Consider the following 14,374-nt stretch of genomic DNA (forward strand, 5'->3'; position numbering starts at 1 on the left):
ATAATGTATTTCTCCTTAATAATTATTTAGTTTTAACATTTTTAAATATTATAACATATTTTCCTCAAAAAAATATTTTAACTCCTTAGCCTTGTCATAAAGTAACTTATTTATAAATTTCGGCTCTACCACCCTTGCTTCTTGTCCTATTGAAAATAAAGTAGATACATACCAATCTATTTCATCATGCTTTATGAATGTATCAATTATACCACTACCATCTTCATTTATCTTTACATCTAAATCATAATGATTATTCTTTATTTTAGATACACCTTCTTTAGTTAACAGTACACATAATTTAATACTATCATCAAATCCTCTAGTAAATAGCATATTTTCATATGTTTTCATATATACTGTGTCTATCCACACTTTTAAACTTATATTTTTCTTTGTACTCTTTCCTATCCTTTTAAATTCAATCACATTTTCCATACAGATTAATATAATCTTATCACTTTCATAATCATACACAGGTGTAAACCACACACACTTCTTTAAAAATATACCTATAGGGCATACTTTTTTCTCCAACAATTGATTTCCAGATTTATATTTAATATTTAAAATGCAGGACTCTGAAGAAGCTCTAAAAATTTCAACAATATCACTACTTTTATACCTTCCTTCATTCGGTATAAATTCAATATAATTTTTTATATTATCTATTCCTACTTTTATACTACTCTTGCGCTCATAACTTATTTTTCTTATTATAGATTCAATTTCTTTATCTATTAACATTGACCTATAAATTTGAAGTGACTTAAGCGCAAAGAAGATAGACATTACTTCTATTTCTGTAAACACAACAGGAGTTATATAACTATTATTTAAAACTCTATATCCTCCATTTCTACCCTTTTCTGTCTGAATAGGAAGTCCCATTTCATTTAATTCTGTCAAGTATCGTTGGATAGTCTTAGGCGAAAGATTAAACTCTTCTGACAACTCTTTAATTGTAAACTTCTGTTTATCATTAATATATGTCCAAACATCAGTTAATCTTTTTATCTTTGACAAATAAAATCCCCCTTATATTAATACCAATCTTAATCTATGAAATGATAGTATATTTTTTAAAATTTAATATCAATAACATTCTTATATTTTTTCATTAAGAAACTAAAAAATGGTACTCCAACCACTGTCACAACCACAAATTCTCCAAAACCTACCTGTATCATAGATAAAATCAAAGGAAGTCCAAAAAATATGTTTAACATCAATCCGACCACAACTGCATTTACAATAGTTGGCCATATAGAAGCTATAATCAGTGTTCCTTTATTTTTTCCACCTATCTTTTTAGTAATATAAATCAAACTCCCACTTATAAATGTAGCCAATGTCCCAAATACTATATCAGGTACACCATATGGTCCTATAACATTTGCTAAAAAACATCCTAATGTAAGACCTACTATGTAACCTTTATCTAAAAATGCTAAAAGCATCATAATCTCTGCCACTCTAAATTGTATTGGCCCATAACTTATAAATCCCAATGACAGGGTTAAAACCGCATAAATTGCTGTAACAACTGCTGTTAATGCTATATTAATACTCTTTCTTCTCATATCTGTCTCCTAGTAAAAATTTTATTGCTAAAAATTAATAATATAACTTTATTTTATACAAATTCTATAAACTTAAACAGTTATTTCATATAAACAAATTATTTTAACGAACTATTTTATTAATTCAATTTATATTATACAATATGATACATATAAACTCAAATAGCTATATTTTAAATATATGCTATAATTATTGTATACAAATTCAAATTTAATTTTCTACAATTCTATAAAAACATTAAAAAAGAGCCTTAAAATTAGGCTCTAATAATTTATGTCAAAATCAATGAACTCTGCTATCTTTTAATTTAGATAATATCATCCAAGTACCTATACAATCAATTTCTAGTTGTTTTTCTATCTCATCATACAACATCTCTTGATATGATGTATTTAAGACTACATTTTCAACAAGTTTAGAAATTTCCTCTTCTGCAAAGTCAATTTCTATTTGATTCTGCTTTTCTTTAAAAAATACTCTTACTTTTCTCTGACTTATCGAACGACCCTCAAAGCTGACTAAACATTCTAAAATGTTTTTATCTCCTCTAAAATTATTTACTGCTCTCATATTATTTAGATTTCCAGCCAAAACATCATCCCCTTAGTTAATTTTATATTTTATAAGTAAAATTCATAATATTATAATAACTACTTATTAAATATCTTTCAACAGGTATGACATAACTGGTTGTTTAACATGTAAAACTAGTCTAAAACCTTCATAAATAATTATTTATTCATTTCCATAAATACTTTTTCAGGTGTAATAGGGAGTGTATTTACTCTCACACCAACACCATTAAATACAGCTTCTTGTATTGCTGGTAAAGGTGTATTTATGACAACTTCTCCAACCGACTTAGCACCAAATGGTCCTGTTGGTTCATAAGTTTCAACAAAATCTACTTCTACATTTCCAATATCACATCTAGCTGGAATTTTATATTGCATAAATGTATTTGTATCCATACTACCTTTTTCTGTATATCTAACCTCTTCAAATAATGCCATTCCAATTCCTTGAACAATTCCACCTTCAACTTGTATCTTAGCTAGATTTTTATTTATAACTGTTCCACAGTCTACTATAGCTACATAATTTACTAAATCAACCTTACCAGTTTCTTTATCGATTTCAGTTTCTGCAAAACCAGCTATAAATGGTGGTGGTGACACAGGGCTACCATGAGAAGCAAGACCTATCAATTGATTAGTGTCTGGTCCAATTGTAGCATCTACTGCTATATCGAATAATAATGTACTACCTTTTTTACTAGTTAAGTTTACACCATCAAATTCTACTTCATCTTTATCCACACCTAGTTTAGTTGCTCCAGCAGAAATTATTTTTGCTCTTAAATCCTGAGCAGCTTTAACTACTGCCATACCTGTTACATAGGTAGTACTTGAAGCATATGAACCTGGGTCATATGGAACCAAGTCAGTATCAGCTGATATAACTGTTATATTTTCGATGCTTGTTTCAAGTACTTCAGCAGCCATTTGAGCTAGGATTGTGTCACTTCCTGTACCCATATCAGTAGAACCTATCATAAGTGTATAATCTCCACAGTCATTTAATTTAATTTCAGCTGAAGACTTATCAAGACCTTGTATACCAGAACCTTGCATAGTAATTCCCATACCAACACTTCTAATTTTTCCATTATCAAGATGTTTACAAGGATATTTTTCATCCCATCCAATAAGCTCTTTACCCTTATTTATACATTTTACTAAATCCACACTATTTAAAGTTTTTCCATATGCAAATGTAGTTTCGCCTTGTATTACTACATTTTTTAATCTTAAGTCTGTTGGGTCAATTTTTAATTTATCAGCAAGCATATTTATAGTTGATTCAACAGCAAAACATCCTTGAGAAGCTCCGTACCCTCTAAGTGCTCCTGCTGGCATTTTATTAGTATACACTACATCTGCAATAAATCTTGTTGCTTCAACTTTATTATACATTGGTAAAGTTTTTTCTCCAACCAAACCAATAGTTGTAGAGGCATGCTCCCCATATGCACCTGTATCAGAAAGTGCATTTATATCTATAGCTTTTATTATTCCATCATTAGTAGCTCCTAGTCTAACCTTCAATCTCATAGCATGTCTACTTGTTGAACAATTAAAAGTTTCTTTTCTATCATAAATTATTTTAGCTGGTTTGCCTGTTTTTAAAGTTACAATTGCCGAAAAAATCTCCACACATGCAGTTTGTTTTCCGCCAAATCCACCACCAATTCTAGGTTTTATAACTCTAATTTTACTAGCTGGTAGTTCTAGGGCACGAGATAAATGTCTTTTAACATGAAATGGGATTTGAGTTGAACTTACTACAACCAATCTGCCAGTGTGGTCTAAATAATTGTACGCTCTGTATGTTTCCATCATTGCATGTGCTTGTGCTTGAGTATAATAAGTTTCTTCAATCACTATATCACAATTACTTAGTACTTTGTCCATATCACCTTTAGTGTAATCATGATGTGATACTATATTATTTTCTCTCTGCATACCTATATCAAAGTTACAATGTCTATCTTCATTATGAACTACAACTTTATTTCCTATTGCTTCTTCAAAATCCAAAACAGGAGTAAGTACCTCATACTTCACCTTGATAAGATTCATTGCCTTAATTGCTGTTTTCTCATCTACAGCAGCAACTATAGCTACTTCATCACCTACATATCTAACAACATCTTCAAGAATTAATCTATCATATGGAGATGGTTCTGGATATGTTTGACCAGCAAGTGTAAATCTAGATTTTGGTACATCTTTATATGTTAAAACACATTCAACACCATCGACCATTTCCGCCTTTGATGTATCTATATCTTTTATCTTTGCATAAGCATGAGGACTTCTCAGTATCTTTACCACCAAAGCATCTTTTGCTGATAAATCATCTGTATACACAGGTTTACCCGTTGTAATACTCATTCCATCTATTTTTTTGATTCCTTTTCCAACTATATTCATGTTCTACTTTACCTCCAGATAAGTTTTGATAGCTCTTAACTGTCCCATATACCCTGTACATCTGCATAGATTTCCAGTCAGATAATGCTTTATTTCTTCATCTGTAGGATTTTCAAGCTCATCTTTCATTGCAAGTACAGTAAGTATAAAACCAGGAGAACAGAATCCACACTGCTCAGCCCCTTCTTTTACCAAAACTTCACTAAACTCTCTAACTTCATTTTCTAAACCTTCAATTGTAGTTATTTCTTTATTTAAAACTCTCAACGTCAATGTCGCACAAGATAATGTGGGTTTTTTATCAATTAATACTGTACAGAGACCACAACATCCTGTGTCACAACCTCTTTTTACACTTAAATTACCCACTTTTCTTAAAGTGTCAACTAGATACTCTTCTGGTTCTATATCTACACTTTTTTTCTTTCCATTTATATTAAGCTTCACTAACATTAAATAACCTCCATTATAGCTCTTTTTAAAAGTACTTTACTCATAGCTTTTCTATAATCCCTAGATGCTCTCATATTAGAACCAAAAGTTAATTCTTCTGATGCCATTTCTATTGCTTTATCTATATTAATTTCATTAATTTCATTATTAGATAGGAATTCACTAGCTTGTTTTGCAATCGTAGCTTTTTGAGGTCTTGCACCTACACACAATTTAAATTTTCCCATGTGTTTTGATACAGATACATTTAGGAGAGGATAATCACTCTTTGCATTTCTTAGTGATTTATAAGAAGCATTTTTATTTGTCTTCTTTATATATACCTTAATTAGTAAATCTTTCTCATAATCTCTATTAAGAAACTCTTCAAGACTAATCCTTCCAGCCTTATATAATTCTACTTCTGTGTCTAATGAAAGTAATGCTACTATCAAATCAGAAAAACCATATTTAGAGAATACTGTAGCACCAACTGTTACTACATTTCTAAATTGAATCCCTATTATATCCTTAACTGAATCTTCTATTATACTTCCAAAATTTTTTTTGACTATTTGGCTTGTTTCTAATGTTCTAAAAGTAGTCATAGAACCAATTTCGATATAATCTTCATCTTCTTTTATATAATCTAAATTTAAATTAGATAATTCTATTCCTGTCCCTATTCTTTTTTTCCCCATTCTTAAAAAAGCACTTCCACCAATCACTTGATTAGTTTTTCTTTTATTTAAAATTGAGTACGCTTCTTCTACTGTATTTGGCTGTACAATATCCATAACCGTAAACATAAATTTCCTCCCTTATTTGCTATTCTTATTTTAAATACAACTAATTATATCATAGCTTCAACAAATTTTGATAACAAATATATTCAATATGTAAATTCTGTAAATTACTTCTACATAAAAAATGACTATTTCAACAATTATCATTAGATAATTTTAAAATAGCCATTATTATGTATTATTTAAAGTGAAATTTTAAAAAGTTGATACTTTTTCACTTATATTTATCACTTCTTCTTCTAATAATCCCAGTTTTTTAGCTACCAATTTTGTAGTACTTCCTTGTATTACTAATGTGATTAGTATAGTCATAAATACTACTGATGAAATTACTTCGTATCCAGGAACTTTCATTGCTGAAATGATACCACAAAGTGCGGCTGGTATTACTCCAGTTTCTCTTACCCACATCATAAATAACATTTCATTTTTATTCCACTTTGCTTCTCTATCTACAAGTGTACAAACCAAAACACAAAGTGGTCTTGCTATAAACATTAATACTAGTACTGCAATTATAGATGGTACAAAATATTTACCTAATTGGGCTAAATTAACTTGGCTACCTAATATTATAAATATTGCCATACGACAAATAGTACCTAAAGTTTCAGCAACATAGAAATCTGCATCATAAGATTTTTGACTTAACCAAATTTTAAAATTTTTCTTATTACCAGTTATTATACCTACAATAAAGCAAGACATATATCCACTTCCACCTAATTTTGTAGATAATTCATATGCAACTACAACTGAAATAACAGATATTATTGGTGCAAAATCTTTAAATATTCCATATGGCTTATCATTAACCAATTTCAAAAGCAGTATTCCTGTAATTAAACCAATTACAACTCCAACAATAACCATTGTACCTAATTCATAAATATTTTCACTTAATGAAAATTTATTTGATAAAATTACAGCTAACACTGCTGATGTTAGTATCGCTCCTGTCGCATCATTAAAAGCTGATTCGCTTATTACAGTTTGTTTTACTCTGTCCTTTATTTTTACTTGATTAAATATAGGTACAAGAGTGGCTGGGTCTGTTGATGCGATTATAGTTCCTGCTAATAAAGCAGTCATTGCACTTATTCCAAAAGTAAAACTTATTACTTGTTGCATTATAAAAGCAGATATCACAACTCCTAAAGTCGCTAGTAAGAATACAGATATCTTTACATTTCTCAACACTTTTAAACTTATTTCTTTTCCACCTAAGTATAAGATAAATGCAGAACCAAATGTAAGTATTAGTTGATTTTCTATTTGAAATCCGCGAATATCTATAAATTTTAAAAATGATGGTCCTATTAGAATTCCTACAAGTAAAAATAGTACAACATCAGGAACTTTCAATATTTCGCTAAGCTTGCTACAAATTATTCCAGTTATACTTACAACAGCAAAAATCACCAATAAATTATTACTGGCAATTGTGTGTATAGATGATTCCATGTCAGTCTCTCCTCCCAATATGCATACATTATATGACATACTCATTTATTCGTTTTACTATATAATTATAGCACACAAATAAATGTTATCAATCATATTTTTTTATGTATGCAACTTAACCTTCATTTTTGACAATTAAATAACGCTCATATAATTTTAATATTTTTTATCAGTCGTTAAAAGGTTGATTTTGTCAAGCTTATAAGATATATATATTAATACTATTTATATGTATATCTTTTTTAGATATTTTTCGACTTTTTTTCTTATTAAAATAACTTTAAATTTAACAATAAAACATTTCATTATATATTTTTTTTAAAACGTACTATTTTAAACATTTTCCTTAACTTGGTTTGTTAATTTTTTTCTTATCTATTCTATATCCAAGCATACTTCCTATATTTTTACTTGGATGTAATTCTTCAGCAATTTCAAGTTTATTATCAAGATTTTTTTTCATATTAAAAATATTACTCTTATTTTCATTTTTTTTATCTTTTTTCATTTTTTATCCTTTCAAAACAATATAAATTTTTCTATTTATTACTTATTATTTCAAATTTCTATTGTTTTAATCAAAAAAGGGAAATTTCTCAATATAATATAGCTAACACTATATTTATATCTAGAATTTCCCTAATTATTTTACTAATTAAATTTTTCAATAACTTCTTCTAAATTAGAACTTAGTTTTTCTTCTTTTTTCCAATTATTTAATGTATAGTGTGTTCTAAATGTAAATATCCCAGAAATTATTAAGATAAAATAATACACAAACCCACTATATAAGAGCACTGAATACCCTAATAACTCTTTTGGAATTATTTTTGAAAACATAGTAAAGAATGTAACTTCATTTGCTCCAACATTTCCTGGTGTTGGTACTGGTGATATTGCCATATATAAAAACACTTGTAGTGTCATTATATGTATGTATGATACTCCTTTTAAATTTGAAGCTTTATACACACAATAGACTATACTAAAATACGCAATTAGTTGTAATACAGTAAGTAATATACTTAAAACTAAAACTCTCACATTTTTAATAAATATTTTTATAGAATAGTTATAATCATCAATATAATGATTTACTCTATCACGTTTTGAATCTAAGAATTTAAATGTCTTAAATTTAGATAAAAAATTAATCAAAATTGCTGCTACCATTTTTACTTGTTTGGGGCTAAATACTATTAGTAGTCCACCTAACAACATACTTACATTCATAATCATACCAACTGTTATCAAAACTCTAACAGAATGAATTTGTTGCATTAATAATGGCTTATTTAATAAAATTAAAATTCCACAAAACATGGTAACTGTACTTTGAAATACCACTGTCTTATTAGTAACTATAGCTACTGATTTACTGAGACTCACATCGTATTTTGTAAGTGCATATATTTGCATTGGTTGACTTCCAGAGGCAAATGGAGTAACTAAGTTATAGTAAAATCCCATTGTAGCCATTTTAATACCAATAAATTTTACTTTTGTTTTCTGAACTGCATTTATTATTAAATGAGTTACAATAGCTTCAATTAGCATATATACTAGTATTATTAATATTCCAAAGAATATATAAGCCTTATTTACTAGCCTTATAATTTTAGGTATTAGTTTTATATCTAAAGTAGTTAACACTAAATAAGTAGTAATACATATCAAAAATAGCAAAAATCCATATTGAATAAAATCTTTTTCTTTTTTAGATAGTTTTCTCATTTATTTTCTCCTAAATTTTTTCATATCACTATATCATAGTATACTACTTAACATATTCTTTGCAATACTTAAAAAAATAAGTCTCTATTTGACATAAATACATCTATAAATTTTTAAATATTTTTACTCCTTTAGTAGAAATAATTCTCCATATCATAAAGTCTAATATTAATGTAAGCACACTTGCTAAAACAATATACATATTTAAAAATGAAATTCCCATTAATATATATATACCTCCAAGTATAACTGTATATATTAATGATACTAACATTGTAACTATCATACTTGCACTTCTTTTTACAACCGCAACTTCATTTTTCCAATCAAGATTTGGATATAATAAATTTGTTAATAACCCCATCAAAGCTACAAACATTGAGAAGGTTGTAAGTAAACAAATTGATACAATAATAAATTGGACTTCAAAATCTAATTTCATAGACACTAATATCAAACATAAAATAGATAATGGTGCATTCAATAAAAAATTCATCAATATCTTTGACCAGAATATTTCTTTCTCATCTATTGGAGAAGATTTTAATATCCATAAATTTTTTCCTTCAAAAGATATCGAACAATATGTTGTACAATTAATTACAATTATAAAGAAGAATACACCTAATAACTGTATTTTTATAAGGCTAAAATCAATATTCATTTTTAGCAATTCAGCCATTTTATCTGCCCCAAATAGTAATATTAAAATTGTACCTACTATTAGAAATAACAGACCAACAGATGAATTTAAAAAGTAAATAAATGAAGAAAAATATCTTTTAAACTCCTTTTTTAATAGAGCTTTTGATGGTCTTGAAATTTTTTGACTCTTAAACTCATAACTTTTTGACTTATAACTTTCACGCATTTTAGAATTTATATCTTTAAATCTTTTAGCAAATAGAGTTATAAACATAAAAAATGGTATTATCGATATTGATATAAATGCTAAAAAAGAAATTATACTTCCTGTTTTAAGAGCATCAACAAAATAATATGTAGGTGGATATATTTTTCTAATAGTTTCTGAAATAGATACACTATTCTTTAACATTTCAGCTGATATAGAATTAAGTCTTGACATAAATAGAGTATAAAGTAAAAGTAATATTACACTGCCTATTATTAACACTAAATTTTTATATTTTATTTTTGATGATATTTGACCTATAAATAAAAAAATTATTGATGATACAACTATTGGTAATAGAGGTAAAGCTAAAAATAATAATATTAAATAAGGAAAATAAGTTATACTTACATCAGAATTTAAAAAATAAACTACTGCTGGTATAATCATACATACTGAAGAAAATAAATAGTTTGTTCCAATCAACATCAATATTTTACTTGCTAGTATAGTAGATTCTTTTATAGGTAAACTAGTCAAGAGATCTAAATCTTTTGCTTGAAATAAATATGATGAAGTTTTGTATAATGATGTAACGATGGTTGTTAATGTTGACAGTACAAATCCAAATATCAGTAACATTTCCATTTGATTTATCTGTTTCAAAATATCTACTAAAGAAAGACTTAAACTAGTTACATAAAAAATTAGCAACCCTGCTATAACAACAATCGGAAATACCATTCCCACTATTTTTTGTTTTTCTCTTCTATCTGCTTTTTTTAAAGCATTCAATTTAAATTCATTTACTATATTAGTTTTTATTAATATACTTAGATTGTTCATGTTTTATCATTCCTCACTTTAGACACTATATTGTATAAAAAACAATTTATTTTTCTATTAATTCCAAAAAAATACTTTCAAGCGAATTACTTCCTTTAACTTCTTCTGTACTTCCATAAGCAATTATATTTCCATCCTTTATTATGGCAATCTTATCACAAATTTTTTCGGCAACTTCTAAAACATGTGTTGAGAAAAATATACAGCCACCTTTTTCACAGAATTCTTTCATAATCTCTTTCAATATAAACGATGCTTTGGGGTCAAGACCTACAAAAGGTTCATCAAGAATTAAAATTTTTGGATTATGTATTAAAGCTGAAATTATGGCTAATTTTTGTTTCATACCATGTGAATATGAAGATATTAAATCTCCTAATGCTTTATTAAGTTCAAATTTATTTGAATAATATTTTATTAACTCTTCTCTTTTATTTTTATCAACTTCAAATATATCCGCTATAAAATTAAGATATTGTACACCAGTTAATGATTCATATAAATCTGGATTATCAGGTATATATGCCATTTCTTTTTTACATTCAACAGGTTGTTTTTTTATCGATTTAGAATTTACAAGCACCTCTCCCTCTTCAAAATTGTGTATCCCAACAATTGCCTTAATAGTAGTAGTTTTACCTGCACCATTATGACCTATAAACCCAAAAAGCTCTCCATCATTTACATCAAATGAAATATTATTTACTACTTTCTTATTTTTATATGATTTAGATACATTAATTACCTTTAACATAATTTCCCTCCATATTATAGTTTTGATAGTTGTTATATATAATATATAACAACTATCAAATAATTACAACTTTTATTTGTTTATTTTTAAAGTTTACAAAATACAAAATTATCAAAAATATAGAAATACAAATTATATTTACTTATAAATTACACATAATTATAAAAGAATATATAGTTCGATTTGCTTAAACAATGTATAATAAAAAATAGTTGACTATAATAATATTAATGATTAAACAGAAGGAGCAAAACATGAATACATTTGAACAATTAAAAATAAGTTCTACTTTAATAGATGGGCTTAAAAAACAAGACATAACTTCTCCAACAGAAGTTCAGTCACTTGCTATAGAAAATATAATACAAAATAAAGATTTATTGATTAATTCTCAGACTGGGACAGGGAAAACACTGGCATACCTTCTACCTATATGCGAAAAAATTGATACATCAAAAAGAGAAACACAAGCTCTTATACTTGCACCTACACATGAACTAGTAATGCAGATTACAAATCAAGTTGAATTGTTAGCTAAAAACTCAGAAATTCCTTTGACATCTTTAGCTTTAATTGGAGAAGTAAATATACAAAAACAAATAAAAAATATAAAAACAATAAAACCACATATAGTAATTGGTTCTTGTGGAAGAGTTTTAGATTTAATAAAGCAAAAAAAATTAAAATCACATAATATAAAAACTATTGTCTTAGACGAGGTTGACAATCTATTAAATGGAAAAAATATAACTTGTATAGAAGATATAATAAAAACTACATTAAGAGATAGACAAGTTATAGGATGCTCTGCAAGCCTTACTGATAGTACTATAAAAATTTGTGATAAAATTATGAAAGAATTTGAAATAATAAAGACTGAAGAAAAGTCACAAATAAATCCTAATATAAGTCACTCATATTTATTAGGTGAAATAAGGGATAAATTCACTTTCCTTAGAAAGACATTAGCTGCCACAAATCCAAAAAGAGCAATTGTATTTGTAAACAACGAAAAAAATATAGAAGTTCTAGTATCAAAACTAAATTATCATAACTATAAAGCAATTGGAATTTTTGGAAACATGGCAAAAGAAGATAGAAAAAATGCAATAAACAAATTTAAACTTGGAAAAGCAAAAATTTTAATTACAACAGACTTGTCTGCTCGTGGACTGGACATAGTCGATGTAAGTCATGTTTTTAATTTAGATTTCCCAAAAAGTAAAAATGAATACTTGCATAGATGTGGTCGAACTGCTAGAGGAAACCGAAATGGTAATACAGTCTCAATAATAACAAAACAAGAACTAGACATTATAAAGGATTTACAAAAAGAGTTCAATATAACAATTGCACCTAAAGCTTTACAAAATGGAAAGCTAATAGATACAGTTAAATAATCTAACAAATACGAAAGAGCTGTAATTTCTCATTAAAACTAATTAGAAATTACAGCTCTTTATTTTATTAAATTAATTTTTTAAATAATATTTGTTATAACAGCCAAAGTTTTATTATAAATAATATAGCCAAGACAATCATTACTATAGAAACATGCTTCTTATCTTCTGCCTTTTTAGCCCCAAATATATTATAAAATACATTTACGAAAACATAAGTTAATATACCTAAAGTTAAACCGTCACCTATACTATAAGTTAATGCCATACAAGCAATAGTAACAAATGCTGGAACACCTTCAGTTATATTATCAAACTCTATATCCTTAACTGTGCCAAGCATTAAATATCCAACATATATTAAAGCTGGTGCTGTAGCACATGATGGAATTGCTATAAATACAGGAGAGAAAAACATTGCAGCCAAGAATAAAACTCCAACTGTAACTGCTGTCCATCCAGTTCTTCCACCTGCAATAACTCCTGTTGAACTTTCAACATAAGTTGTAACTGTAGATACTCCAAGTCCTGCACCTACTGTAGTTGCAACTGCATCTGTAAGTAAAGCTCTTCCTACATTAGGAACATTTCCTTTTTCATCTAGCATGTTTGCTTTAGAACAAACACCTACTAGTGTACCAACTGTATCAAAGAAATCAACAAATAAAAATGTACAAACTACTACTAAAAATCCACCTATATTTGTTGGATGTAATACATATCCTAAATCTATTTTACCTGCTATTGGTGCTAGACTTTCAAATTTAAATACTCCACCAGGTAAATATATACCTAGTTTTTGTGCATACTCTGGATTCATAAAAGCAAATCCCCAAGCAAGTAATGAACTTACTACTATTCCAAAAAGTATAGAACCTTTAACTCTTTTTTTATCTAGTACAGTAATAATTATTAATCCTATACAAGTTATTATTACTGCTGGTGTAAATCTACCCATTTTGATAAGAGTAGCTTGGTCTCCAATAACAATTCCGCTATTTACTAAACCTATAAGTGCAATAAATATACCAATACCACCTGTAACAGCTAATTTCATATTTTTTGGTATTGCATTTACAACAGCCTCACGAACTCCACTTACTGATAAAACTATAAAAATAATACCTTCTACAAATACTGCTGTAAGAGCCACTTCCCAAGGAACACCCATTTGTAAAACTACTGTATATGCAAAAAATGCATTAAGACCCATACCTGATGCTAAAGCAAAAGGAAGATTTGCAACTACACCCATTAAAATACATCCAAACGCTGCTGCTAAACATGTCCCTGTAACAAGTGCACCTGCTGGCATACCTGTCTCAGATAAAATATTTGGATTTACAGCTATTATATAAGCCATAGTTAAAAAAGTAGTTACTCCTGCAATAACTTCTTTCTTCATATCAACATTTTTATTAGTCAAAATTGGAAAAAGTTTCTGCATGGTACTACTGTTTGTTGTTTGCATAACAACACCTCCTATTAAATTTTACAAAAAAACG

Annotated in this window: 13 protein-coding genes; 1 reads left to right on the forward strand and 12 read right to left on the reverse strand. The window is 27.6% G+C overall.

What is annotated here, in order from left to right:
- Positions 1–48: 48 nt before the first annotated feature.
- From ACTG47_RS10985 to ACTG47_RS11035, 11 genes are all read right to left on the reverse strand, one after another.
- Positions 49–1,026 (reverse strand): helix-turn-helix transcriptional regulator, encoded by a 978-nt coding sequence (locus ACTG47_RS10985; protein ID WP_479924571.1) that lies wholly within the window; start codon positions 1,024–1,026, stop codon positions 49–51.
- Positions 1,027–1,082: 56 nt separating this feature from the next.
- On the reverse strand, positions 1,083–1,583 hold the full coding sequence (locus ACTG47_RS10990) for a QueT transporter family protein (RefSeq protein WP_479924572.1): 501 nt from the start codon (positions 1,581–1,583) through the stop codon (positions 1,083–1,085).
- A 283-nt stretch (positions 1,584–1,866) separates the two neighbouring features.
- The gene (locus tag ACTG47_RS10995; protein ID WP_169466066.1) at positions 1,867–2,175 is read right to left on the reverse strand and encodes a hypothetical protein; all 309 of its coding nucleotides are present in this window, start codon (positions 2,173–2,175) and stop codon (positions 1,867–1,869) included.
- A 140-nt stretch (positions 2,176–2,315) separates the two neighbouring features.
- Positions 2,316–4,580 (reverse strand): xanthine dehydrogenase family protein molybdopterin-binding subunit, encoded by a 2,265-nt coding sequence (locus ACTG47_RS11000; RefSeq protein ID WP_479924573.1) that lies wholly within the window; start codon positions 4,578–4,580, stop codon positions 2,316–2,318.
- Positions 4,581–4,583: 3 nt separating this feature from the next.
- Positions 4,584–5,033: a (2Fe-2S)-binding protein gene (locus ACTG47_RS11005; RefSeq protein ID WP_479916899.1), complete on the reverse strand. Its 450-nt coding sequence runs from the start codon at positions 5,031–5,033 to the stop codon at positions 4,584–4,586.
- Positions 5,033–5,821 carry an FAD binding domain-containing protein gene (locus ACTG47_RS11010; protein WP_169466060.1) on the reverse strand — a complete coding sequence of 263 codons (789 nt, stop codon included), beginning with the start codon at positions 5,819–5,821 and terminating at the stop codon, positions 5,033–5,035. Before ACTG47_RS11010 ends, ACTG47_RS11005 begins: the two co-directional genes overlap by 1 nt.
- A 192-nt stretch (positions 5,822–6,013) precedes the next feature.
- A complete protein-coding gene (locus tag ACTG47_RS11015; protein ID WP_479924574.1) occupies positions 6,014–7,282 on the reverse strand; it encodes a cation:proton antiporter in 1,269 nt (422 codons plus the stop codon).
- 346 nt (positions 7,283–7,628) lie between these two features.
- Positions 7,629–7,790, reverse strand: a complete 162-nt coding sequence (locus ACTG47_RS11020) for a DNA polymerase III (RefSeq protein WP_479924575.1) — start codon at positions 7,788–7,790, stop codon at positions 7,629–7,631.
- Positions 7,791–7,933: 143 nt separating this feature from the next.
- Positions 7,934–9,016, reverse strand: a complete 1,083-nt coding sequence (locus tag ACTG47_RS11025) for a lysylphosphatidylglycerol synthase transmembrane domain-containing protein (RefSeq protein WP_169466055.1) — start codon at positions 9,014–9,016, stop codon at positions 7,934–7,936.
- Between the two features lie 103 nt (positions 9,017–9,119).
- Positions 9,120–10,715, reverse strand: a complete 1,596-nt coding sequence (locus tag ACTG47_RS11030) for a putative ABC transporter permease subunit (protein ID WP_479924576.1) — start codon at positions 10,713–10,715, stop codon at positions 9,120–9,122.
- Positions 10,716–10,761: 46 nt separating this feature from the next.
- Positions 10,762–11,469, reverse strand: a complete 708-nt coding sequence (locus ACTG47_RS11035; RefSeq protein WP_479924577.1) for an ABC transporter ATP-binding protein — start codon at positions 11,467–11,469, stop codon at positions 10,762–10,764.
- Positions 11,470–11,723: 254 nt separating this feature from the next.
- On the opposite strand from ACTG47_RS11035, the gene ACTG47_RS11040 reads away from it, so the two are divergent.
- Positions 11,724–12,869: a DEAD/DEAH box helicase gene (locus tag ACTG47_RS11040; RefSeq protein WP_479924578.1), complete on the forward strand. Its 1,146-nt coding sequence runs from the start codon at positions 11,724–11,726 to the stop codon at positions 12,867–12,869.
- A 94-nt stretch (positions 12,870–12,963) separates the two neighbouring features.
- On the opposite strand, the gene ACTG47_RS11045 is transcribed toward ACTG47_RS11040, so the two are convergent.
- Positions 12,964–14,340 carry an NCS2 family permease gene (locus ACTG47_RS11045; RefSeq protein ID WP_169466047.1) on the reverse strand — a complete coding sequence of 459 codons (1,377 nt, stop codon included), beginning with the start codon at positions 14,338–14,340 and terminating at the stop codon, positions 12,964–12,966.
- Positions 14,341–14,374 lie beyond the last annotated feature (34 nt).

It is taken from the genome of Clostridioides sp. LIBA-6622 (genome assembly GCF_056716095.1).